This window comes from Saccharopolyspora elongata (genome assembly GCF_004348985.1).
GTDB classification, from domain to species: domain Bacteria; phylum Actinomycetota; class Actinomycetes; order Mycobacteriales; family Pseudonocardiaceae; genus Saccharopolyspora; species Saccharopolyspora elongata.
This window is the reverse complement of sequence record NZ_SMKW01000004.1, coordinates 1-21,753: the sequence shown is the minus strand read 5'-3', so window position 1 is coordinate 21,753 and position 21,753 is coordinate 1. Positions and strand designations below refer to the sequence as shown.

General features: G+C 70.9%; 20 protein-coding genes and 1 pseudogene. 5 read left to right on the top strand and 16 right to left on the bottom strand.

What is annotated here, in order from left to right; translation table 11 throughout:
- Positions 1 to 204: 204 nt before the first annotated feature.
- Genes E1288_RS04475 through E1288_RS04465 form a run of 3 tightly spaced genes read right to left on the bottom strand, consistent with a single transcriptional unit; the run spans position 205 to position 3,481 of the window.
- Positions 205 to 1,302: an NAD(P)/FAD-dependent oxidoreductase gene (locus E1288_RS04475; protein WP_132481182.1), complete on the bottom strand. Its 1,098-nt coding sequence runs from the start codon at positions 1,300 to 1,302 to the stop codon at positions 205 to 207.
- 32 nt (positions 1,303 to 1,334) lie between these two features.
- Positions 1,335 to 2,813 (bottom strand): peptide MFS transporter, encoded by a 1,479-nt coding sequence (locus E1288_RS04470; protein ID WP_132481179.1) that lies wholly within the window; start codon positions 2,811 to 2,813, stop codon positions 1,335 to 1,337.
- A gap of 44 nt (positions 2,814 to 2,857) precedes the next feature.
- Positions 2,858 to 3,481: a helix-turn-helix domain-containing protein gene (locus E1288_RS04465; protein ID WP_132481176.1), complete on the bottom strand. Its 624-nt coding sequence runs from the start codon at positions 3,479 to 3,481 to the stop codon at positions 2,858 to 2,860.
- 244 nt (positions 3,482 to 3,725) lie between these two features.
- Between E1288_RS04465 and E1288_RS04460 the strand changes: the two genes are divergently transcribed.
- Positions 3,726 to 3,929 (top strand): histidine kinase, encoded by a 204-nt coding sequence (locus tag E1288_RS04460; protein ID WP_132481173.1) that lies wholly within the window; start codon positions 3,726 to 3,728, stop codon positions 3,927 to 3,929.
- Positions 3,930 to 4,090: 161 nt separating this feature from the next.
- On the top strand, positions 4,091 to 4,498 hold the full coding sequence (locus E1288_RS04455) for a CAP domain-containing protein (RefSeq protein ID WP_132481170.1): 408 nt from the start codon (positions 4,091 to 4,093) through the stop codon (positions 4,496 to 4,498).
- 5 nt (positions 4,499 to 4,503) lie between these two features.
- Here the strand turns inward: E1288_RS04455 and E1288_RS04450 are convergent, their stop codons facing one another.
- The 4 genes from E1288_RS04450 to E1288_RS04435 all read right to left on the bottom strand — a co-directional run bounded on the left by E1288_RS04450 (position 4,504) and on the right by E1288_RS04435 (position 9,005).
- A complete protein-coding gene (locus E1288_RS04450) occupies positions 4,504 to 5,616 on the bottom strand; it encodes a sensor histidine kinase (protein WP_207954171.1) in 1,113 nt (370 codons plus the stop codon).
- Positions 5,613 to 6,362, bottom strand: a complete 750-nt coding sequence (locus E1288_RS04445; protein WP_132481164.1) for a response regulator transcription factor — start codon at positions 6,360 to 6,362, stop codon at positions 5,613 to 5,615. The genes E1288_RS04450 and E1288_RS04445 overlap by 4 nt, the downstream gene beginning before the upstream one ends.
- 209 nt (positions 6,363 to 6,571) lie before the next feature.
- Entirely contained in the window at positions 6,572 to 7,252 is a 681-nt protein-coding gene (locus tag E1288_RS04440) for a helix-turn-helix transcriptional regulator (RefSeq protein ID WP_235883333.1), read from the bottom strand.
- Between the two features lie 379 nt (positions 7,253 to 7,631).
- Positions 7,632 to 9,005, bottom strand: a complete 1,374-nt coding sequence (locus E1288_RS04435; RefSeq protein ID WP_132481161.1) for a helix-turn-helix transcriptional regulator — start codon at positions 9,003 to 9,005, stop codon at positions 7,632 to 7,634.
- 232 nt (positions 9,006 to 9,237) lie between these two features.
- On the opposite strand from E1288_RS04435, the gene E1288_RS04430 reads away from it, so the two are divergent.
- The gene (locus E1288_RS04430; RefSeq protein ID WP_165967981.1) at positions 9,238 to 11,892 is read left to right on the top strand and encodes an AAA family ATPase; all 2,655 of its coding nucleotides are present in this window, start codon (positions 9,238 to 9,240) and stop codon (positions 11,890 to 11,892) included.
- An 8-nt stretch (positions 11,893 to 11,900) separates the two neighbouring features.
- Here the strand turns inward: E1288_RS04430 and E1288_RS04425 are convergent, their stop codons facing one another.
- From E1288_RS04425 to E1288_RS04415, 3 genes are all read right to left on the bottom strand, one after another.
- Positions 11,901 to 13,010, bottom strand: coding sequence for a sensor histidine kinase (locus E1288_RS04425; protein ID WP_132481155.1), 1,110 nt, complete (start codon positions 13,008 to 13,010; stop codon positions 11,901 to 11,903).
- Positions 13,007 to 13,258: a hypothetical protein gene (locus E1288_RS04420; protein ID WP_132481152.1), complete on the bottom strand. Its 252-nt coding sequence runs from the start codon at positions 13,256 to 13,258 to the stop codon at positions 13,007 to 13,009. The genes E1288_RS04425 and E1288_RS04420 overlap by 4 nt, the downstream gene beginning before the upstream one ends.
- 137 nt (positions 13,259 to 13,395) lie before the next feature.
- Positions 13,396 to 14,700 (bottom strand): aspartate aminotransferase family protein, encoded by a 1,305-nt coding sequence (locus tag E1288_RS04415; RefSeq protein WP_132481149.1) that lies wholly within the window; start codon positions 14,698 to 14,700, stop codon positions 13,396 to 13,398.
- Between the two features lie 84 nt (positions 14,701 to 14,784).
- Here E1288_RS04415 and E1288_RS04410 point away from each other — a divergent pair, with 84 nt between their 5' ends.
- Entirely contained in the window at positions 14,785 to 15,711 is a 927-nt protein-coding gene (locus tag E1288_RS04410) for a LysR substrate-binding domain-containing protein (protein WP_132481685.1), read from the top strand.
- Positions 15,712 to 15,925: 214 nt separating this feature from the next.
- Here E1288_RS04410 and E1288_RS04405 read toward each other — a convergent pair whose 3' ends face one another.
- On the bottom strand, positions 15,926 to 16,651 hold the full coding sequence (locus E1288_RS04405) for a MerR family transcriptional regulator (RefSeq protein ID WP_132481146.1): 726 nt from the start codon (positions 16,649 to 16,651) through the stop codon (positions 15,926 to 15,928).
- A 353-nt stretch (positions 16,652 to 17,004) separates the two neighbouring features.
- On the opposite strand from E1288_RS04405, the gene E1288_RS04400 reads away from it, so the two are divergent.
- Positions 17,005 to 17,913 (top strand): CPBP family intramembrane glutamic endopeptidase, encoded by a 909-nt coding sequence (locus E1288_RS04400; protein WP_132481143.1) that lies wholly within the window; start codon positions 17,005 to 17,007, stop codon positions 17,911 to 17,913.
- 34 nt (positions 17,914 to 17,947) lie between these two features.
- Here the strand turns inward: E1288_RS04400 and E1288_RS04395 are convergent, their stop codons facing one another.
- From E1288_RS04395 to E1288_RS48565, 5 genes and pseudogenes are all read right to left on the bottom strand, one after another.
- Positions 17,948 to 18,415, bottom strand: coding sequence for a DUF6314 family protein (locus tag E1288_RS04395; RefSeq protein ID WP_132481140.1), 468 nt, complete (start codon positions 18,413 to 18,415; stop codon positions 17,948 to 17,950).
- A 331-nt stretch (positions 18,416 to 18,746) separates the two neighbouring features.
- Positions 18,747 to 20,036 carry a YrhB domain-containing protein gene (locus E1288_RS04390; protein ID WP_132481137.1) on the bottom strand — a complete coding sequence of 430 codons (1,290 nt, stop codon included), beginning with the start codon at positions 20,034 to 20,036 and terminating at the stop codon, positions 18,747 to 18,749.
- A 175-nt stretch (positions 20,037 to 20,211) separates the two neighbouring features.
- Entirely contained in the window at positions 20,212 to 20,904 is a 693-nt protein-coding gene (locus E1288_RS04385; RefSeq protein WP_132481134.1) for a type VII secretion system-associated protein, read from the bottom strand.
- Positions 20,905 to 20,933: 29 nt separating this feature from the next.
- Positions 20,934 to 21,572, bottom strand: coding sequence for a type VII secretion system-associated protein (locus tag E1288_RS04380; RefSeq protein WP_132481131.1), 639 nt, complete (start codon positions 21,570 to 21,572; stop codon positions 20,934 to 20,936).
- A gap of 54 nt (positions 21,573 to 21,626) precedes the next feature.
- Positions 21,627 to 21,753: pseudogene (locus tag E1288_RS48565) on the bottom strand (IS630 family transposase); the annotation flags it as partial.

Below are 21,753 nucleotides of genomic sequence, written 5' to 3'. Positions count from 1 at the left end.
GGTGGCGGCGCTGATCGGGCTCGTCTGCGCGGTGATCGTCCGGGAAACCCGGGGACGCGACCTGTATTCCGATCGCGACGCGGAGAGCTGACCGCAGCCGAGCGCGGCGCGAGCAAGGCGCCGATTTCGCGCGAAATCGCCATCGGCGTCAGGCACCCGGCGCCGGGTCGGCGGCCTAGTGCCGACCCGGCGCGGGCCGGAACCTCAGCGCAGCGGGTCGTAAGGTGCCAGGTCGATCCCCGGGTCGACCTGGCGGGCCAGCCGCGCCGCGACCGAACCCGCGTACGGGCCGATCGTCAGCCCCGACGCCCCCAGGCCGTTGACCACGACCAGCCCGGCGACCTGCGGGACCGCGCCGAGCAGCGGCCGGATGTCGGGTCCCATCGGGCGGAACCCGATGCGGGTCTCCACGTGCGTGGCGCCGGCCAGCCCGGGGGCCACCGACAGCGCCTCGCCGAGCACCTCCGCCATCCCCGCCGCGGTCACCCGGTGGTCGAAGCCGGCCTCGTCCTCGCGGGTCGCGCCGACCACGACCCGCGAGTCGTCGAAGGCCAGGATGTAGTGCCGCGACCGCGGCAGCACGACCGGCCAGTTCGTGGTCTCCACGCCTGGCAGCCGCAGGTGCATGATCTGGCCGCGCTGCGGCGTGACCCGCACCTGGACGCCGATCGGTTCGAGCAGCTGCGGCGACCAAGCACCGGCCGCCGCGATCACGGCGTCCGCGCCGATGAACACGTCGTCGACCTGCACGCCGCGGACCGCGCTGTCGGCGACGATCGTGGCCGTGCCATTGATGATCCGAGCGCCGCGCCGGGCGGCGGCGCGGCGCATCGCGTCGCGGACCAAGCGGCCATCCAGGCGCGCTGCGCCGGGGATGTGGATCGCCTTGCCTTCGTGTTCGAGCGGCGGGAACAGCTCGCGGGCCCGGCGACCGCTGATCAACTCCACTTCGCCGGCCATCGGGGACTCCGCGGCACGCTCCGCCACCCGCTGAAACGCCTCGACCGATTCGTCTTCGGAGACCAGCCGCAGCGAGCCGACCCGCCGGTAGCCGAGCTCGGTCTCTCCGTCGGCGGCCAACGCCGACAGCAGCTCCGGGTAGTGCTCCGCCCCGGCGACCGAGATCCGGTACCAGTCCGGATCATCCACTTTGGACGACCACGGGCAGACGATGCCCGCACCGGCCGACGTCGCGCGGCCTGGGGCCGGCGAGTCCACCAGGACCACGTCCACCCCGGCCCGGGCCAGCTCGTATCCGGCTGCCGCACCCGCGATGCCGCTACCGACGACCACCACCCGCATTTCCCGCTCCTCCCGGTTCGACCGACTTCTTCTCATCGCACACCGCCCATGCGTCGCTGCACCCACGGCGCGATCAGGTGCATGACGACCCCGGCGGCCATCACCGCCGCTCCGACCCCGGCGAAGTAGCCGACCTCGGTCTCCGCGCGGTAGAACTGCACCAGCTGCGCGTTGATGCCCGCGGCCGCGGCGGAGGCCAAGAACCACAGGCTCATCATCTGGGCCAGGAACGCCCGCGGGGCGAGCTTGGTGGTGGCCGAAAGCCCCACCGGCGACAGGCACATCGACCCGCAGATCACCACGAAGTAACTCGCGACGAGCCACCACGGGCTGGCGAGCGCATCCACGCCGTGCAGCAGACCGGGCCCGGCCATCAGCACGAACGACGCCCCGCCGAGCAGCAGTCCGGTGGCGAACTTGCGCGGCGTGGTGGGCTGCCGGTCCCCCAGCCTGATCCACAGCCAGGCGAAGGTCGGGGCCAGCACGAGCGTGGCGATCGGGTTCAGCGACTGGAACCACGAGGACGGCACCGCGAATCCGAAGATCTCCAGGTCGGTTCGCGTATCGGCGAACTGCGCGAGCACCGAGCCGGACTGCTCGTTGACCACCCAATAGCACACCGCGCCGATGAACAGTGGGATGTAGGCGATCAACCGGGACCGCTCCACGGCATCGGCCTTCGGGCTGCGCAGCATCATGATCGAGTACGCCACCGGCAGCAGCACCGCGAGCACCGAGACAGCGTTGATCAGCACCTGGACGGTCAAGAACCCGGTGGCGCCGAGAACCGCGACCACCACCGCCAACACCGCGACGCCCACGGCCGCGCGCAACGCCACCTGGCGCCGCTCACCGGAGAGGAGCGGATTCGTCGGCGCGTCCCCGGCCTGGCCAAGCCTTGCCCGCCCCCGGACGTACACCACCAGGCCCGCGGCCATCCCGACGGCCGCGAGACCGAAGCCGAAGTGGTAGTCGACCTGCTGCCCGAGCGTGCCCACGAGGTACGGCGCGATGAAAGCGCCCAGGTTGATGCCCATGTAGAAGAGGGAAAACCCGGCGTCGCGGCGGTTGTCCGCCGGCGTGTACAGCTCCCCCACCATGCTGGACGCGTTCGGCTTCAAGAGTCCGGTGCCGACCACGATCAGCAGCATCGACACCAGCAGCGCGGGCAACCCGCCGGGCACCGCCAGCGCCAGGTGACCGCACATGATCAGCAGGCCGCCCAGCAGGACCGCGCGGCGCATGCCCAGCAACCGGTCGGCCATCCAGCCGCCGACGATGCCGGACATGAACACCAGGGCACCGTAGATCGACACCAACGCCGACGACGTCGGCTTGTCCAGCCCGAGCCCGCCATCGGAGGTCTGGTCGTACAGGTAGTACAGCAGGATCGCGGACATCCCGTAGTAGGAGAACCGCTCCCACATCTCCAGGAAGAACAACGTGGCCAGGCCGCGGGGGTGGCCGAAGAAACCTCGGTCGCTCGTGGGGATCTCCGTCTGCTCGCTCATGGCCGCCTTTCGATGGATGGCGTGCACCGGCGGGAGAGGCGCGGTCAGCGAGTCGTGCCGTCGGGTCGCCGCAGCAGCGGGCGGTCGACCGTCCAGAGCACCTCCGCGATCGCGGTGCCGCGGTTGTGGATGGCGTGCGGAATCCGGGACTTGAAGTGGATCGAGTCACCGGCGCCGAGCACCGCTGTCTCGTCCGGCAGCAGGAACGCCAGCTCGCCGCGCAGCACGTAGCAGAACTCCTCGCCGTCGTGCTGGGTGACCGGTGACGGCTCGGCGGTCGGGTGCACCGCGGTGACCATCGCTTCGAGGCGCTGGTCGGGCAGGTCCGCGGTCAGCACGCGGTGCTCCCGCTCGCCCATCACCACCCGCGTGGCGTGCGGGTCGTCGTGCCGGGCGATCGAGTACTCGCGCCGGCCGCGGCGACCGGCCGCGCCCAGCAGCTCGACCGCGTCCACCTCCAGCGCGCTGGCCAGCGCGAAGAGCGAGGTCAGCGAGATCGAGTTGATGCCGCGCTCGGCCAGCGAGAGGAAACCAGGCGACAGCCCGCAGCGTTCCGCCAGGTCCCGCAGCGTCAGGCCGCGCTCGGTGCGGATCCGCTTGATCGCCGCCCCCACCAGCCGGGTCGGGCCATCGGCGGCGGGTTCGGCCGGAGGAGCGCTGTCGGCCACGATTCCTGCCCCCTTCCCTCGGGTACTGGCATTTAGTCACACCAAACAGAGGCAGTCAATACTGAACATCTCGGCAACCGGCCCCGGCAGAGCCCCTACCAGCGCGGCTTCAGCTATGAATCCGATGTGGACAGTCCAGCACGACTCGTGGACTCGAATCGGCGCTGTGCACGGGAGATGAGGGATATCCCTGTCCTGCCCGGTTTGCGATCTTTCTCCCAGGCTTCACCGGGATGATGCTGTTATGACGACTGAGATCGCGCGCAGGTTCACCGGGCTGGGCAGGCTGCTGCCCGGCTGGTTGCGCGCGCCCGGGCGCAGCACCGTCAGGTACCGCTACGAGCTGGAACGCGAGCTGCACGACGGGCCGGCTGCGGGCCTGTCGGCACTGACCCTCCAGCTCGGGCTGATCTCCGCCACGGCCGGTGACCCGCAGCTCGCGCTCTGAAACGACCCCTAAAGCCGGCGAGGGGCAACGGTGCAGCCGGAACGTTGCCCGAAAGTCGCGGATTCCTGCCCGTTCGCCGACTTCGCGGCCCGGCCGGCTCGTCCCAGCCCTCGCATGGGCGAAGCTGGTGCCGGTCGGTGAAGTTCGGGAGGATCGGGAGAATGGCTTTAGGTTCCAGCCGAGATCTGGTGCGAACCCAGACCGAGGACAAGGTCGTCCGGCTGGTGAACGTGGAGCGGGAGAAGCGGCGGCTCGGCCCGTTGCACGTCGACGAGCGGTTGCGCCGCGCCGCTCGCGGGCACAGCGCCGACATGGCGCGGCGCGGCTTCTTCGCGCACCAGGCGACGCGCGGCCCGTCGCCGTTCGAACGGATGCTTGCCGCGGGTTTCGAGGACCCCGGCGGGGAGAACATCGCGGCCGGCCAGGGAACGCCCGCCGCGGTGGTGCACGCCTGGATGCAGAGCATCCCGCACCGCGCGAACATCCTGAACGCGGACTTCCGGTTCATCGGCGTGGGGCTGCATATCGACGCCACCGGCCCGTGGTGGACGCAGAACTTCGGCTACTGACGGCCTCAGGCCGCGGGCAGCGGGAGACGCACCTCGAAGCAACAGCCACCCGGAACGTTGCGCACCGACACGTTCCCGTTGTGCGCCTGCACGAGACCCTGCACGATGGCCAGGCCGAGGCCCCCGCCGCTGCTGCCGCGCGTCCTCCGGTCCTCCCCGCGCCACCCCATGTCGAACACGGAGGCCAGGTCGCTTTCCGGGATTCCCCCGCACTCGTCGCTCACCGCGACGGCCGCCCAGCCCGCGACCGCGCGGATGTCCACGGTCACCGTCGAACCCTCCGGGGCGTACCGGATCGCGTTCCCCAGCAGGTTGTTGAACACCCGCGTGAAGGCGCGGTCGTCCACGTTGACCACGATCGGCTCGATCGTCCTCGCCCGCAGGCTGATCCCCCGGTCACCGGCCACCACTTCGAGCGCCGCCACCTCGTCGCTGATGAGGTCGTCCAGCGCCACCATCCGCGGGGCCAGGCGCAGCGTCCCGGACTGGATTCGGGAGAGCTCGAACAGGTCGTCCACCATCTCCGACAAGACCTCGGTGTCGCCGCGGATCTTCCTGCAGTAGTCCGGCAGGTCGTCCACCACGCCGTCCTCAATGGACTCCGTCACGGCGCGCAGCCGCGCCAGTGGGCTACGCAGGTCGTGCGAGATCCAGGCGACCAGCCGCCGCCGGGACGCGTCCATCGCCTGTTCTCGGCGCCGCGACTCGGCGAGTTTGTCACTGGTGATCCGGAGCTCCTGCGCGAGCTCGGCGAACTCGGCGCTCGGCAGGTCCGCCGGCTGCTGGAACCGATGCCGCTGACCGAGCGAGCGCGTGGCGTCGGTCAGCTGCCGGCTGCCGTTCATCACCGACCGGCCGAGCACCAGTCCGACGCCGATGGCCACCGCCCCGGCGATGAGGACGACCGCGAGGAGCAGGTCGGCGGGCAGCTGCGCCGACCGCGCGACGAGCACCACGGTGAGGGCGCTCGTGTTGATCGCGTACACGGTGATGATGATCACTGCCACCAGCGAATATCCCACCGGGTACTTGCGGAGCAGCCGCAGGACCACCATGCCGACGAGACCCACGCCGACCGATTCGCACACCGCGATCAACGCGACCAGCAGCGACGTCATGCTGATCCGGCGCCGGTCTCGGGGAGGTCGAGCCGGTAGCCGACGCCCCAGACGGTCTTCAGCAGCGCGGGGCGGGACGGGTCGTCCTCGACCTTCTCCCGCAGCCGCCGGACGTGCACCGTGACCGTGGAGGCATCGCCGAAGTTGTGCGCCCAGACCTCGCGCATCAGCTCGTCCCGCCGCACCACCCGACCCGCGTTGCGGATCATGAAGACCAGCAGCTCGAATTCCTTGATCGGCATGTTCAGCTCGCGTCCGGCCTTGCTGACCACCCGCGCCGCCCGGTCCACCAAGAGGTCGCCGACGCGCAGCACGCCGTCGACCCGGGCCGGCGGCATGGCGATCGTCCGGCGCAGCACGGACTGGACCCGCAGCACCAGCTCGCGCGGGCTGAACGGCTTGGTGAGGTAGTCGTCGGCGCCGGATTCCAGGCCGCGCAGCCGGTGCTCCTCTTCCCCCAGCGAGGTCAGCATGATGACCGGCACCTGGTTGGACGCGCGCAGCTCGCGCAAGACCTGGATGCCGTCGAGCCCCGGCAGCATCACGTCGAGCACGACGAGGTCCGGCGACATCTGCCGCGCCAGCTCCAGCCCCATCGCGCCGTCCGAGGCGTGCACCGGGGTGTAGCCGGACCGGCGCAGGTAGCCGGTGACCACCTGGGCAACCGTCGGATCGTCCTCCACGACCAGGATCCGCGGCTCTCGCCCCCGGAATCGGTGATCCGCGCCAAGATCAGCCTGCGTCATCGTCGAAACCTGCTTCTTGCCGTTTTCATGCCACCCTAGTCCGAACCACCGAGCCACGTGCAGCCGGTCGAAGTGCGCCGTGCCGCGGGATGCCTGCGCTCCCGCAACCGGAAACCGCAGTCGAGCACGGGCGCGCTCGTACGAGCGACCGCGAAAGTCGTTCTCCCGCACGGACGACGTCCGTGCGCATCGCGGCATCTCCGGATCGCTCAGATCACGCCCGTCCGCACACAGTGGGCCACCAGCTGAGGCCGGTTGCGCAGCTTGAGCCGACTCGTCATGGCGTGGATGACGTTCTTCACCGTGCGCTCCGAGTAGCAGAGCTTCTTGCCGATCTCCTCGGAATCCCAGCCTTCCGCCAGCAGCCGCAACACGCCGATCTCCCGGGAGGTGAAGCCTGCGGAGTTCAGGCCGCGCGGCTCCAGGACCTCGTGGTTGAGGTTCTCCACCTGCCGCAGCAACTCGCCCAGCAGGTTGGCCGGCAGCACACCACCTCCCTCGGCCACGACGCGGATCGCCTCGGCCAGCCGCTCGCCCGTGGCGACGCCGCGGTGCAGCACCGCGACCACGCGGCACTCGACCACCCGCAGCAGCACGGTGCGCTCCAACTGCCTGGCCACCAGCACCGCGGGCGCCGCCGATTCCGAGGCCGCCTTGCTCATGCTGGCGAGGACTTCCGGGGTCACCCGGTCCACGGCGAACACGAGCACGTCGACGTCGGCGGGAAACGGGTCCGCCGCGACGAACACGTCCGCGGTGCCCAGGAGCATTCCGGTCAGCCCGGTCAAGGTGATGGGGTCCTGCGCCCACACCGCGACCCGAACCTGCTCGCCGGGCTCCCGCGCTGCCGAGTTCACCGTGTGCGTTGCCGATTCGACCTTGGTCATCATCGCGCTCTTCCTCCGACTTGCATTGCGAGCGTGCTGTTCGACGCGACGCCCGACCTTCCGCTCCGCCCCGGCGCTCTCGGCGGCACAACGCGCGAGCCACATGATTCGAGTGTCCGGCGCCGGGAGGGCCGATCGCGTCCTCGGGGCGGGCTCGCGGGAATCCCCTCACCGGATTCCCCCCGCGGATCTGCCGGCGACCGCGCCGATCCAATTGTCCAAAGGCGACACCGCATCCCCTGCGGCACCGCTTGGGGTACATGACGAATCCGCAATGCATTGTGGGTGAAACTCATTTCGAGACAAGGAATTCGCCCGCCCACGCCAGGACCCGACCAGTTCATCAACACATCTTCGCGCCTACTGTCCACTTCGGACCTTCTTAAGCCGCGGACCGCCCGCGCAGCGCGGCGCCTCGCAGGCTTCCGGCCGAGTTCGCGGCCGCCACGAGCGCCACGCGGGAGCGGCAGCCGGTCTTGGCGAACAGCCGGGTGAGCTGGCTCTCCACGGTCTTCTCGCTCAACCCGAGCGCCGAGCCGATCCGCCGGTTGGTGAGCCCCATGCCGATCAGCTCGACGATGCGGGACTCGGTGGCCGACCAGGATTGCGCGGCGGACGGGGGCTGCGCCGGGGCCGCCGCCAGCGGCGAACCACCGGTTTCGCGGAGCAGCGCCGGTTTCGGGAACTCGGCGGCCGGGCCCGCCAAGCACCGGACCGCGGCGCGCTCCTCGGCCACCGCGGAGACCGCGAGCGCCGGGCACAGGCAGCACAGCCGCCCCCGAACATCCCCCACCAGCAAGCCGTTCTCGACGAGCCGGTCCACTGTCCGGCCGCACTCGGCGACGTCCTCGCCCAGCGCGTCCGCGACCGCGGGCAGGTCATCGATGCCGAACGCGCCGAGCCAGGCCGTCGTGGCGAGCAGCCGCGGGCCGAGGCCGCCGAGCCGCCGGGCGCGCAGCAGCAGGTCGTGGTCGTAGGGCAGGCAGATGGATGCCTGGTCGTCGAGGCGGAGGTGGTCGCCATCGGCGACGAGCCGTCCCCTGTCCCGCAGCGCCTCGACCGTCGCCAGCACCGTGCCGGGGTTGCCGTACAGCGGCCCGAGCGCCGCGCGCAGAGCCACGTGAACGCTTTCGTCCAGATCATCGCCCGCGAGGGCCGCGATGTGCTCGTCGGCGAGTGGATCCAGGTCGATCACCTCGTCCGCCAGGTCGAGCAGCTCGGCGGCCACCGCCTCGTCCGGCCGGATCGACGCTACGACCAGGCAACCGGGGCGGCGGGCCGCCTGCAGCAGCGGGACGGGGTCGGCGATGGCCGGCGCGTCGTCGACGAGCACCGCGACGGGACCACGGCTGCTGATCCGGCCGAACACCCAGTTCAACTCGGCCGCCACGGCGGGGAACCGCGCGGCCGGCTCCTCCGCCTGGCGGAACCGGGTCAGCGCGCTGATCGCGTCGACCAGCCCGCAGTCGCCGAACCGGTCGAAGTCCTGCCGGAGCGCGTCGACGACCGCGCCGACCCCGTACCGGTCGGTGCCGGCTTCCGCTGCCGTCGCGCGGGATCGGCCGCGCACCTGCGCCACCCGCGTGCCCCTGGCACGCCAGCGGCGGCCCGCCGCGTCCAGCAGTCGCGTCTTCCCGATGCCGACATCGCCGCGGACGATCAGCAGGCGACCGCCGGGCGCGCTGGTCCGCAACGCGGACCGCAGCGCCGCCAGCGCGTCATCCCTGCCCTCGATCGCCATCTGTTCCCGCCCCATTGCCGTCCGTCCCGTTCCCGGCGCCGTCGCGCCAGACTCGATGCATTTACCGCGTCGGGCGGACGCTAATGCCGGGTGACCCGGAAACCCGGGCGCGGAAAGACTCCTGAACGACAGAATTCAGAAATGCGCAAGGATTCCGAACCAGCGGATGACCTGGCAAGAAAAGCTTAAGAATCTCCTCACAACTTGGAACTCGATGCGCCGGGGCCGGCTGGCAATACTGGGATTCGTGCTGAACTCCCGACGGACGATCCCCACTCCCAACCGGACGATCCCGACTCTTCCCGAGATCGCGGACAGGCGTACACCCCACGCCGCCAACGGTGCCCGAGAAGCCGAGCTGGATGCCCGTTCGTCCGGCCGCGAGGAACTGATCGCCCGCGTGCTCGACGTCTGCACGAGCCGTCCGGGGCGGCCGCTGGTCGTGATCATCGGCCCGGCCGGGATCGGCCGCAGCTGGGTGCTGGGTCAGCTGCGGGCGCGGCTGGCCGGGCTGGATGTCTCCACTGCGGACATCAAGGTTTCCGCCGGGGATAGGGATTTCCCCGCTCTGGTGGGCAGGATCGCCGACGAGCTGGGCGCGCCGCCGGTCCGCGGCGAGTCCGGCGCGGCCGCGGTGCGGCGGCTGTCGTCCGCCCCGATCCGAGGAGGCCGGCTCGTCGTCCTCATCGACGACGCACACCGGCTCGCCCCCGAAAGCCTCTCCGCCGCGCTCGACGCGCTGGCCGGCGACCGGATCACGTTCGTCTGCACCGCCACCACGCCCAACGACGGCGGCGGCGACCTGGCGTCGCTGCGCGCCCGCGGCCTGGTGCACGAGGAACGGCTCCGGCCGCTATCGGTGTCCGCAGTGGACCACATCCTCACCTCGCTCCTCGGGGCCAAGCCCGCGCCTGGGCTGGCCGCCGAACTCCGCGACGCATGCCGGGGCGTGCCCACGCTGGTGCACGCCGCCATCGAGGGCTACCTGGCGGCCGACCGGCTGCGGGTCGTCGACCGCCGGGCGCACCTGATCGGCACCGGTGCTCCCCGGCTGCCGATCACCCACCCGCTGTTCGCGGCCCTGCGCGATCCGGCGACCTGGCCCGTGGCCAAGGCCCTGTCGGTGCTGCACCCGCTGGGCGAGGCGGCCCCGGCGCTGATCGCCGCGACGGCCGGGATCGGCGAAAACGAGGTCCTTGACGTCCTTCGCGAGCTGCGCGCTTCGGGAGTGGTCACGTTCCGGAACGGGTGGCGGTTCCGCGTGCCGATGCTCGCCGCGTTGCTGACCGCGTGCCTCGGCCCCTACGAGCGGAGCAGGAGCGCGCAGCTGGCCGTGACCGCGATCTGGGAACGTGCCGCGACCTGCCCCGATGACGGCTACCTGCCGGACCGGATCGTGGATGCGGGCAGGCTCGTGGACGTCGAGCGGGCAGCGGCGGAGCTGCTGGCCCACGGCGAGGCCGCATCGGAGGACGCTCGCGCCGTCCGGTGGCGGTGGGCGGCGTGCGGGCTGATCGCCGATCCCGTCCGGCGCGCCGCGGCGCTGCACCGGCATTCGGTCCTCTGCGCCCAACACCAGAGGTTGGCCCCCGCCGCCGAGGCGGCCGAGGCGGCGCTGCGCGACCACCAGGACTGGCTCGCGGCGGATTCCTTGCAGGAGCTGCAGATCATCGCCACCGCCGGGCTCGCGAGCAACGGGAACACGGCCGCGCTGCGCGACATCGCCGCAGCCGGATGGCACTCGGGCGGCGACGCGACCCGGCTCGTGACCCGCGCCGCCGCGCTCTGCCTGCTCGACCGCTGGTCCGACGCGCGCGACGAACTCCTCGCCGGGCACGGCACGTGGCACGCGGGCGGCACCGGCCCGGCCGCTTTCGGGCAGGCCCTCACCGAAGCCGCGGTGGCGGTCGCGGGTGGGACGACACCCACGGCCGCCCCACCCACCGTCGAAGCGGCCCGGACTCTGCTCCAGGCGCTCGGCTTGGGCTCCCCCGACGCTCCGGCGGATGGCGGGGCGGTCCGTGCCGCCAGGTCCGGGCAGTGGGACCGCTCGCTGGACCTCGCCCGGTCGGCCATCGCCACCGCGTCCCTCCACGGCGATCCGCCCGGGCAGGCCGCGATGTTCCGGGACATGGCGACCATCCTCACCGCGCGCGGCCAGCTGAACCGGGCCCGGGCCGCCATCGAGGACGCCCGCTCCCGGCACCTGCTGCTGCCGCACCGGTTGGCCCTCCCGGAAGCGTTGCTGGACCTGACGATCGGCGAACACCAGCAGTCACGCGCCGTCGTCGAGCAAGCGCTCACCGCGGCCGCCGAAACCGGTGCCATCGCCGGTACCGAGGAGTTGTGGCTGCACATCGCCGAGCTGGAATCGCGGCGCGGGAACAAGGACGCGGCGAAGCTGTGCGCGGAACGGATCGAGCAGATCGCGGACGAGCTCGGCACCGCAGAGGCCCACCAGAACCGGCTGCTCGCACGGGTATTCGTCGAAGGCGCCTCCGACGCCGCGGCAGAAGTGCTGCAACTCGCGGCGGAGCAGGACCGGCCCTTCGAGTTCGCGACCACCGTCACCGCCGTGGCGGAACGCGGGTTCGCCGACCGGAAGCTCCTGCTCGCGGCGTACGAGGCTTTCGGCGAGCTCGGCGCCCTGATCCCCCGCGCGCGGCTGCGGTTGCTGATGCGGACGCGCAACGTGGCCGTCCCCGGTCGCAACGCGACGGTCGCGGAGAACGAGCGGCTGCTGGCCACCCTGATCACCGAGGGCCTGACCAATTCGCAGGTCGCCACCGTGCTGGGGACCAGCGAGAAGAGCGTGGAGGGGCGACTGACCAGGTTCTTCCAGCGCACGGGTTACCGGTCGCGCGCCGAACTCGCGACCGCGACGCTCCGCGGCTGCGCCTGACCGGCGGCTCAGCGGATCAGGGGCAACCGGACGTCAAAGCAGCAGCCGCCGGGCACGTTGCGCACCGACACGTGCCCGCCGTGGGCTTGCACCAGCCCGTGCACGATGGTCAGCCCGAAACCGCCACCCCCGGCCGTCCCGGTCTTCGCCTTGCGGCCACGCCATCCCATGTCGAAGACCGAACCCAGGTCCTGCGGGGGGATCCCGCCGCACTCGTCCGACACCGACACCACCGCCCAGCCGTTCACCGCGCGGACGTCGACCACCACCGTCGTCCGCTCCGGGCTGTATCGGATCGCGTTCGACAGCAGGTTGTTGAACACCCGGGTCATGGACCGGTCGTCCACCCGGACGGTGACCGGCTCGATCGTCCTGGCGTGCAACCGGATTCCGCGGCCGGCGGCCAGCACGTCGAGCCCGGCCGCCTCGTCGCTGACGAGATCGTCGAGGGCCACCTCCCGCGGGTTCAGGCGCAGCGTCCCGGTCTGGATCTGGGAGAGCTGGAAGAGGTCGTCCACCATCGCGGTGAGGTGCTCGGTGTCCGAGCGAATCCTCCCGAGGTAGTCGTCCAGGTCGTCGACCACACCGTCCTCGATGGACTCCGCCACGGCCCGCAGCCTCGCCAGCGGGCTGCGCAGGTCGTGCGAGATCCAGGCGACCAGCTGCCGCCGGGACTGCTCGACCGTCCGTTCCCGCCGCCTGGACTCCGCCAGCTTGTCGCTGGTGATCCGCAATTCCCGCGCCAGCTCGGCGAGCTCCGCGCTCGGCGGGTCCTCCGGCAGCCGGAACCGCTCGGCCACGCCGAAGGTGCGGGTGGCGTCGGCCAGCTGCCTGCTGCCCTTCATCACGGACCTGCCGAGCAGCAGGCCGATCCCGAGCGAAACCGCGCCGGCGACGAAGTTGACCAGCAGCGTCACCACCACCGGCACTTCGGCGGACTGCGTCACGAGGACGACTGTGATGGTGCTCGCGTTGGTCCCGCAGACGGTGATCACGATGACCGCGATCAGCGAGTTCCCGACCGGGGACCGGCGGAGCAAGCGCAGCACCACGGCGCCGACGAGTCCCACGCCCACCGACTCGCACACCGCGATCAGCAGGATCAGCGACGGATTCACCGCAGGCCGCCCGCGGGGCCGGGCGGGCCGAACCGGTGGCCGATGACCGCCCGCCGCACGAGCTCACGAGAGCCTGAGCGTGACCGATCATCCTCGGCCGGCTCCTGCCCCGCGCCCGAAACTGCGACCGGCGGGAAGCCGGTCCGTCCCGGGCGGCCGGTGAGCACCTGAGCGACCACGAGGTCGTCCAGGATCCTCTGCCTTTCCTGGTGGGGGCGGGGATCCGCGGCGTGATCCGTCTGCGTCATGTTCCGAACCTGCTTCAGAGCGTTGATCGGTCCACAATAGTCACCGATCAACACGACCCGGAAACGCTCTTGCCGTTGTGGCAAGTTCGACCCGCAGCGGGGCGGTTCACGCCGTCACGATCGAATCCGGTGGCCCGTCAGCGGCCGGTCGTCTCGGCGAGCGCGGTGTCGAGGATCGCCAGGCCGCGATCGATCTCGGCGTCGGTGGCGGTCAGCGGCGGCGCGATGCGGAACGTCCCGCCCATGCCGGGCAGCTGCACGATGTTCATGTGCAGCCCGAGCTCGGCGCAGCGCCGGGTGACGGCGGCGCCGAGCTTGTCGGCGTCCTCGCCGCCCGGCCCGTCGACCAGCTCCAGTCCGACCAGCAGGCCGCGCCCGCGCACGTCGCCGATCACCGGATGCCGCGCGGCGAGCTCCTCCAGTCCGCCGCGCAGCCGTACGCCGAGCTCGCGGGCGCGCACGTCGAGGCGGTCGCGGCTGAGCACGTCCAGGACGGTGTTGCCGACGGCCGCCGGAAGCGGGTCGTTGACGTGCGTGGTGAAGAACAAGAACCCGCGGTCGTGGGCTTGCTGCTCGATCTCGGCGCTGGTCAGCACGGCCGCGAGGGGCAGCCCGGCGCCGAGTGTCTTGGACAGGGTGATGATGTCCGGGACGACGCCGTCGCGCTCGAACGCGTACCAGTCACCGGTGCGGCACAGCCCGGTCTGGGCCTCGTCCAGGATCAGCAGCATGCCCCGCTCGCGGCACTTGTCCCGCAGCGCCGCCAGGTAGCCCGGCGGGAGGTCGATGACACCGCCCGAGCTCAGCACGGGCTCGACCAGGCAGGCCGCGAGGCTGCCGACCGACTGGGCGTCGATCAGCTCGAAGCCGAGGTCGAGCTGCCGACGCCAGTCCAGGTTCCCGTCGGCGTCGACGATTCCCGGCCGGAACCGGTCGGGGACCGGCAGGGCGAAGTTCCCCGTGGCGGCCGGCCCGTACCCGACCCGCCCGGCGCTGTAGGTGGCGTTCGCCGCGGCCTGGGTCATGCCGTGCCAGGACCGGGCGAACGAAACGACCTCGTGCCCGCCGGTGACGAGCTTCGCCATCCGCAGCGCGGCCTCGTTCGCCTCGGCCCCGGTGGTCAGGAACATCGCCTTGTCCAGCGGCTCCGGCAACGTCCCCGCGAGCCGCTCGGCCAGGTCGAGCACCGGGCGGCTCAGCATCCCGCTGTAGAGGTGGTCGAGCCGGGCGACCTGCTCGCGAACGGTCGCGACGATCTCCGGGTGGGCGTGGCCGAGGATCGCGCTCATCTGCCCCGATGTGAAGTCGAGCAGCTCGCGCCCGTCCTCGGTGAACACCGAGCTCCCCTCGGCGCGGGCGATGATCCCGGGGCTGAAGGCGCCGCGACCCGAGTAGCGGACCAGGTGGCGTTCGGGTGCGGTGTTCGCGATGTCGTCCAGCATGGCCCCGACGCTACGAAGGGACGTAGGTGCGCGTCCATCACACGATTTCGACGATGCTGTTCGATGGAACTGCACAATGGTGGCATGCTCAACCCGTGGCGCCTGCGCCTGCTCGGGCTGCTCGACAGCCTCGGCACCGTCCGCGCGGTGGCCGAGACGCTGCACATGAGCCCGTCGACGGTGTCCCAACAACTCGCCGTGCTCGAAACCGAAACGCACAGTCGGCTCATCGAGCGGTCCGGGCGCCGGGTGCGGCTCACCCGCACCGGGATCGCCCTCGCCCGCCGGGGCCGCGAGATCCTGGCCCAGATTGCCGAGGCGGAGGCCGAGCTGCGCGCCCTCAACGACGAGCCGATCGGCACCGTCCGGCTCGGGGTGTTCCAGAGCGCGATCTACACGCTCGCCGTGCCGGCGGCGGCCCGGCTGGCGGACTCGCACCCGCACCTGCACGTGGAGCTGATCGAGTCCGAACCGCACGAGAGCGGGGCCGCGCTGCGCAGCGGCGAGGTGGACGTGATCGTCACGACGACGGACTACGTCAAGTTCCCGTGGGACCGGGATCTCGAAGTCGTCCCGCTGGGGACCGACCCGGTGGTGCTGGTCCTGCCGCCGGACCATCCGCTCGCGCGGCGCCGGGTGATCGACCTCGCCGCATGCGCGGAGGAGACCTGGGCGTGCGACCGGCCGGGCTCGTACATGGCGGAGCTGACCCAACGGCTGTGCCACGAGTCCGGCTTCGAACCCCGAGTGGCCTGCCGGTTCAGCAATTGCCTGCTGCTGCTCCAGCACGTCGAATCCGGCCGGTCGGTGGCGCTGCTGCCCGCGCTGGCAGTTCCGCCCGGCACCCCGGTCGTCACCCGCGAGCTCAGCACGCCGGTGCACCGCAACGTCGCGATCGTGCGGCGCCGGGAGGCGGGGCCGCGCGCGGCCGTGGACGCCGTGGTCGAGACGCTGCTCGATCACCCGGACATCCCGGCCCTGTCCGCCCCCGGCTCCGCCGGACACCGGTGACGCCCGCTTCGGCCTCCCCATCCCGCAATTTCCATTGAAATTGAATCTTCGATTTCAATGGAAATTGCGGAAAAACAGGGCTCCTCCGCGAACTCCTGATCCATTGTGGACGCTTGGCTCGAACCCGTCGAGGTCTTCGCCGATCTCGGCAAGGGTGGCATCGACCCTCTCGCTACCGCCGGCCGGGGCGATATGAGCGGCCCGACGACGGCGGCTACTGCGCGATGCGGACGAAGGTGTCGAGCTGGGCAGCGTTCAAGTACTGCTCCAGCAGTTGGCCGATGAGCGGGGCAGCTCTCACAGGCAGCGAAGAGCTCGTGCCGGACCGGATGGCCTGCACGTGGGTCCGCAACTCGTCCGCGACGCGCTGCCTGCGCTCGTCGGTGGCGTCCGGAGGCATTTCGGCCAGGCATCTGAGCGCATCCAGGAACTCCGTGCTCTGCGCGTGCTCGCCCACGGCCACAAGCTCCTCGCGACGCGCACGGACGTCGGAGCCGGGCAGGTGCCCCATCAGTGTGGCGACGTCGAGGTCCAGTCTCGTCGCATCGGGCGGGAGGCGGGCGACGTCGTGCAGCCGGGTGAGGTCGCCGTGGACGTCGGCCGGGATGTCGGGGCTGCGCCCTTCCACGCGCAGGGCGCGCACGAGATCGCGTTGCGCCTTCAACCGCTCGATCTGCGAGTCGATGCCGGCTTCGACTCGCTCGAGAATCGTCGCGCTCGTGTCCGTCGACTCATCGTCCAGCATGGCCGGCACATCGACGAGGCTCACCCCGAGCTCGGCGAGATGCCGGATGCGCAGAAGCCGTACCAGGTGGACCGCGGTGTATCGCCGGTAGCCGTTCGAGGACCTGGGCGGCTCGGGGAGCAGACCGATCTGGTGGTAATGCCGCAGTGTCCGCACGGTCACACCGGCAAGATCCGCGAGTTCCTGCGACCTCATGGAAGGCCCTCCGTTCCAAAGAGGTTATTCCAACCTCGTTTTGCGTGGCGGTGCGGGTGGCGGAACCTCAGAGGCTCCCTGGTCTGTGGATGCCCCTCCTGATGTATGTCCAATACACGGCGGAGGGGCCGTCCTCGCCAGGAAGCCCCTGAGAACCCGCGGCGGTGCAGGTGTCGTAGGTGGGCTATGCGCCTGCGGCGCATGCGATATCCCGTCGACGTGCAGCTTTGCGACCCGCGGCTGCGGGCCGACCAGGATTAGGCTCAATCAATCTTGACTCCGACGCTACGTCGTAGTTTTTCCTCGGTCCAGGCATCACGCGCGATGACGTGAGCACGGACCGAGGAGACGACATGAACCACGCACCGCCGGCCCGCGACGGCAACATCGACGAAGGCGGCAAGATCCCGCAGGCGTTGTCGTACGTCCAGGCGTATCGGGACCGGCAGCAGGTGTGGCGCACGATCCTGGCGATGGTGGCCGGCCTTGGCGCGCTGCTCGCCGTGCTCTTCGTCGCGGCCGTGCCGGTCGGAACCGCGCTCGACCGCCTCCTCGGCGTGACACCGTTCGATCCGGCTGCGCCGTCGTTCACCGTCGGGTTCTGGATCACCGGAAACCTCCTGCTCGCCGCGCTGATCCCGACGGCGGGGTTGCTGCAGTGGTCGATCTACCGGCACAAGCCTCGATGGCTGTCGTCGTTGGCAGGTGGCTTCCGGTGGCGGGTTCTCGGGCGTGCCGCTGTCGTCATCGTCCCGTTGTGGGCCGCGTACATGGTCGTTCTGCAGTTCGTCATGCCGACCGGACCGATCCAGCTGACCGCGACGACGATCGCGCTCTCCGCCGTCGCCGTGATCACCGTGCCCCTGCAGTCCGCAGGTGAGGAGTACCTCTTCCGCGGCCTGCTCTCCCGCGCGATCGGTGCGCGCTTCCGCCGCCCGGCCGCCGCGTTCACCGTCGCCACTGCCGTCACCGCTTTGCTGTTCGGTGCGATCCACGGCGCCGCGAACGGCTGGACCCTCGCCTACTACATCATCTGCGGGGTGGCCCTCTCGGTGGTGGTGCAGCGCATCGGTGGCCTCGAAGTCGCCGTCCTCGTCCATGCGGTGAACAACACGATGCTGCTCGTCCCGACGATCCTGGCCGATCGCCTGGGCACTCTGTCGGCCCCCACCGGTCCGGTGCTGATCATCCCCATGGCCGTCATCGCCCTGGCCGCAGCCATCGTGTGGCGGTTGGCACCGTGGATCACCTCGCCCAACTGATGGCACCACCGGGGCCTGCGACCAGCGACCGCGGTCAGGTTTCGTCTTCGACCGACATGCGGCGGAACGCAGTGGTGGACGTATAGCTCTTGGCCGGGCCGGTGACCGTCCACACCTGACGCCAGTCATCCGGGCCGTGGATGACGACCTCGCCACGGTAAAGATCATCGCGGCAGGGATGGCGTACCGGCCACCGGCCGTCGCGCAGGTCGAGATCGTGGAAGAAACCGCCGTGGTCGAAATGCACGTCGGCCAGCCCGGGGCCACGCACCCGGAAATGCAGGACCCTGGTCGCCGGTCCCTGGTACTCCCCCATCACCAGCGTTCCACGTTCCCGGTAGACGAGCCCGTCGTCGTCAGGGGTGAAGCTCGCGACGCCGGTGAGCGTAGCCATACCCGCACCGGTGGAATCGACGATCTTCCGGTCCAGCCCCCACCGCCCGGCGAAGTGAGCGACGAGGTCGGTAACCCGGAAACCGGTAGCGGTGTGCACGGAGTCCACACGTGCATTCTGCCGCACAGGAGCGTGTCCACTTGCTGAGCCGGGTGGCCTCGGCGGCCAGGGGATTCCAATTTTGCCTAAAATTGGGAACTTCCCCGGGCGCCTCGTGAACAGGCGGGTGAGGGCACCTGTGCCCATTGATACCGCAGTGCGAAGGTCACGCCGACCGGCCCTGTCCGCCCCCGGCTCCGCCGGGCACCGGTGACACCCCGCTTCGGCGCCCGCGTGACGTTCGAACCGGTCGTGAGTGCGTACCGGGGCTCCGGCCCGGGTACGCACTCACGACTGCATTGTGGGCGGTGGTCGGCGCGGCGCGAACCGCGCCGACCTGTCACGAGCCGTAGCGGATGACGTGCAGGGCCAAGGGGTCCTGGTCGAAGGATGGTTGCCCGTTCTCGGCCAGCGAGTCGATGAGCCGCACCTCGCCGCCCTCGTTGACCGCCACCAGCAGGTTGCCCACCGATTCCCGACCGCGGAAGTCCGTGCGGCGGATCCACACCAGCGCCTTCGCGCCCGTCGGGGCGCCCGCGATCTCGGTCAGGACCTCGCCCCAGCCCTGGTGGATGGTGGCGCTCAGCGGCGGGCCGAGCTCGCGCATCGTGGGCTCGAACCACGCCGCGGCGGCGGGGCCCGGGGGCGCGGAAAGCCCGTCCTGCCGCGCGTCCCACCCCATCAGGTAGCTCCACGGGTCGTTGTTCGGCAGCCCGAACGGGGCCTCGCCCGCTTCCTTCGGCACCACCAGGGCGGCATCCAGCATCTGGTCCCGCCAGTCGCCGGACTCCTGGAAACGCCGGGTGGTGCAGGCGAACAGCCAGCCGCGTTCGGTCTCGTCCGCTTCGTCCGGGTCCACCACGACGACCGGTTCCTGGTAGGTGTGGTCGAGCCAGCTGTTCGCCTTGTCCAGCGCGGCTCGCAGGTCCGGCGCGGCGTTCTCCCAGGGCGCCCGGAGCACCTCGACGCCGTCCACGGCGGGCCGATGGAAGCGGGCAACCACGAGCTGCCCGATCTCGTCGTCGTCCAGTCGCGCCAGCGAACCCCGTTGCCCGTCCAGGAAAATGGCCTTGCCGTCGTCGTTGAACGCGTAGAGCAGGTGGCCGGTGATCTCCACCCCGGAGTGCTGCCTGCGCAGCCACACCGCACTGCGCGTGCCGGGCCCGCCCTCGAAGAGCATCGACGTCACGTCCGCCCAGGTGGAGCAGGTGGACACCTCCGCGGTCGGGAAGTGCGCGGTCAGCATCCGGTCCCACCAGCCGGGCGCCTCGTCCAGCGGTTCCCACGGCAGCGCGGAAGCCGGGCGGCGGTCCACCGCGGCGTCCGTCGCGACCAGGCAGCTGCGCGCGTTGACCCGCCAGCGCCACGGCTGCTGGTCGGAGAATCCCGCCGCCGCGTTGAGCTCCTCATCCAACGGGTCGGCGTTGGAGACCGGGAACGGCTGGCCGCCGTCCTTGGGCACCGCGATGGTGGCGGCCAACAGCGGCTCGGCGGAGCCGCCCGCGTAGTCGCAGCCGAACAGCTGCGTCCGGTCACCGTCGACCAGGGGCCGGTCATCGGTCAGGGTGACCAGGTCCCCATACGTGCGGTCCAGCCAGTCGGCGGCCCTGCGGGAGAGATCGTCGCTCATCGTCACCTCGGTCAATGCTCGTCCGACAGCTCGGACCTCTTGGATCTGTTCAGTACGCGGCGGAAGCCACTTGCAGCGTGGGCCACCGCCGCCGCGGAGGGGCGCGCTCGGCCGCCGCGCCCGGGAAATCCCCCACCACCGCGCAGGCGCCTCGGGAGCTCGCCGCGTCGTCGGGTCATCCCAGTAACGTGACGTCCGCCGGCGCCAAGTCCGTAATGCGGGAGGATTCCGCCGGCCCGGCGGCTCCTGCCTGTTCGGCCGCGGGTCCGGGTTCGCCTTCCCCAGACGCACCGGCCGTGTCCGGGTGGTCGCCGCCCTGACCGCGCACCGCATCACGGAACTCCTGCGCCCCGATGCGCGTCGATGCGGGCGCGCCCGGGTTGAGCAGCACGTCGACGCCTTCTTCGGGCAGGGCATCGGCGAGCTCCTCGGCGGTGATCTCCGCCCACGCCGGGACGGTCAACCGCTCCGCATGCGCGAAGGCGGTCAGCACCAGCACCGACGGCTTGCCGTCCGGTGCGCGGGTGACGATCGGGGCGTGCTCCTCGTCCAGGCCGATGACCAGGTGCGACCCGGGCAGTGATGCCAGCAGTTCGGGAACGGGCAGCTCGCCCCGCATCACCAGCCGCAGCGTGGCGTCCACCGGGTCGGTCGGCGAGTCCGGGCTGGACGGCTGGTAGGCGCGGTTCGGGCGGAAGTCCCGCAGCGAGCCGTCGCCGTCGATGTACCAGGAACCGACGATCGCGGTTTCCGGCGGCTGTTGCTGCTCCTGCTCGGGCTCCCACTCGGGGTCGATGAGCACGACCCACTGGTCGACGGGCTCGCCCTCGGCAGCGGGGGCGGTTTCGGGCGTTTCGTCCTCGGACATCGAAGTTTCCTCGCTGCTTCCTGTCGGCTTCAACGTTGTTCCGCCGGTGGCTCGGGCGGGGTTCCGCCCGCGTCCGGATCGGCGGTTCCGGCGTCGGCCATCGCGTGCTTGAGCGAGCTCGCCAGCACCCGCATGGACATCGGCGCGCCCGGGTTGAGCAGCACGTCGACCCCCTCGTCGGGCAGCGAGTCGGCCAGCGCCTGCGCGGTGATCTCGTGCCAGGTCGGCACGTCGACCCGCCGGGCGTGCACCGGCGAAGTGGCGACCAGCACTGACGGCACCTCGTCCGGGGAGAGTGTGACGACGGCGTTGCTCTCGTCGTCCAGCGCGATCAGCAGCAGCGCATCACGCATGGCCTCCAGCAGCGCCTCGCCGCTGTAGTCGCCGCGTGCCACCAGTTGCAGCACCGCGTCCACCGGGTCGGTGGCGGAATCCTCGCGGGAGGGCACATAGTCCGGGTTGGCCTGGAACGCGCTGACGGTGCCGTCGGCTCCGATTTGCCAGGAACCGAGGACGGCCTCGTTCGGCGGCTCGTCCTCATCGGACTCTGGCTGCCAGGCCGGGTCGATCACGAGGGCCCACGCCTCCTGGTCGGGACCGGCGGGTGTTTCCTCGCTGGGACCAGCGGGAGCTTCGCCCTCCTCCGGAGTGGGGTGGTCACTGGTCACTGGTGATTCCTTTCTGCATGCGCTGTGCCTGGTAACGCCGTTGAGGCGGGAAGGCTAGTGTGCTGCGCCGGAAATTCGTTGGCAATATCGGGCGAGTGAGTCAATGATCTCCTCGGCGGTCTTGCGCCACACGAACGGCCGGGGGTTGTCGTTCCATGTTTTGATCCACTCGCGGATGTCC

What these genes read in the sequence shown, in the direction of transcription:
- E1288_RS04445 (WP_132481164.1), bottom strand. Translation starts at nt 6,362, where the DNA reads ATGACGCAGGCTGATCTTGGCGCGGATCACCGATTCCGGGGGCGAGAG.
- E1288_RS04400 (WP_132481143.1), top strand. Translation starts at nt 17,005, where the DNA reads ATGAACCACGCACCGCCGGCCCGCGACGGCAACATCGACGAAGGCGGC.
- E1288_RS04455 (WP_132481170.1), top strand. Translation starts at nt 4,091, where the DNA reads ATGGCTTTAGGTTCCAGCCGAGATCTGGTGCGAACCCAGACCGAGGAC.
- E1288_RS04460 (WP_132481173.1), top strand. Translation starts at nt 3,726, where the DNA reads ATGACGACTGAGATCGCGCGCAGGTTCACCGGGCTGGGCAGGCTGCTG.
- E1288_RS04475 (WP_132481182.1), bottom strand. Translation starts at nt 1,302, where the DNA reads ATGCGGGTGGTGGTCGTCGGTAGCGGCATCGCGGGTGCGGCAGCCGGA.
- E1288_RS04415 (WP_132481149.1), bottom strand. Translation starts at nt 14,700, where the DNA reads ATGCTGGACGACATCGCGAACACCGCACCCGAACGCCACCTGGTCCGC.
- E1288_RS04435 (WP_132481161.1), bottom strand. Translation starts at nt 9,005, where the DNA reads ATGGGGCGGGAACAGATGGCGATCGAGGGCAGGGATGACGCGCTGGCG.
- E1288_RS04410 (WP_132481685.1), top strand. Translation starts at nt 14,785, where the DNA reads ATGCTCAACCCGTGGCGCCTGCGCCTGCTCGGGCTGCTCGACAGCCTC.
- E1288_RS04440 (WP_235883333.1), bottom strand. Translation starts at nt 7,252, where the DNA reads ATGATGACCAAGGTCGAATCGGCAACGCACACGGTGAACTCGGCAGCG.
- E1288_RS04470 (WP_132481179.1), bottom strand. Translation starts at nt 2,813, where the DNA reads ATGAGCGAGCAGACGGAGATCCCCACGAGCGACCGAGGTTTCTTCGGC.
- E1288_RS04405 (WP_132481146.1), bottom strand. Translation starts at nt 16,651, where the DNA reads ATGAGGTCGCAGGAACTCGCGGATCTTGCCGGTGTGACCGTGCGGACA.
- E1288_RS04385 (WP_132481134.1), bottom strand. Translation starts at nt 20,904, where the DNA reads ATGTCCGAGGACGAAACGCCCGAAACCGCCCCCGCTGCCGAGGGCGAG.
- E1288_RS04390 (WP_132481137.1), bottom strand. Translation starts at nt 20,036, where the DNA reads ATGAGCGACGATCTCTCCCGCAGGGCCGCCGACTGGCTGGACCGCACG.
- E1288_RS04450 (WP_207954171.1), bottom strand. Translation starts at nt 5,616, where the DNA reads ATGACGTCGCTGCTGGTCGCGTTGATCGCGGTGTGCGAATCGGTCGGC.
- E1288_RS04420 (WP_132481152.1), bottom strand. Translation starts at nt 13,258, where the DNA reads ATGACGCAGACGGATCACGCCGCGGATCCCCGCCCCCACCAGGAAAGG.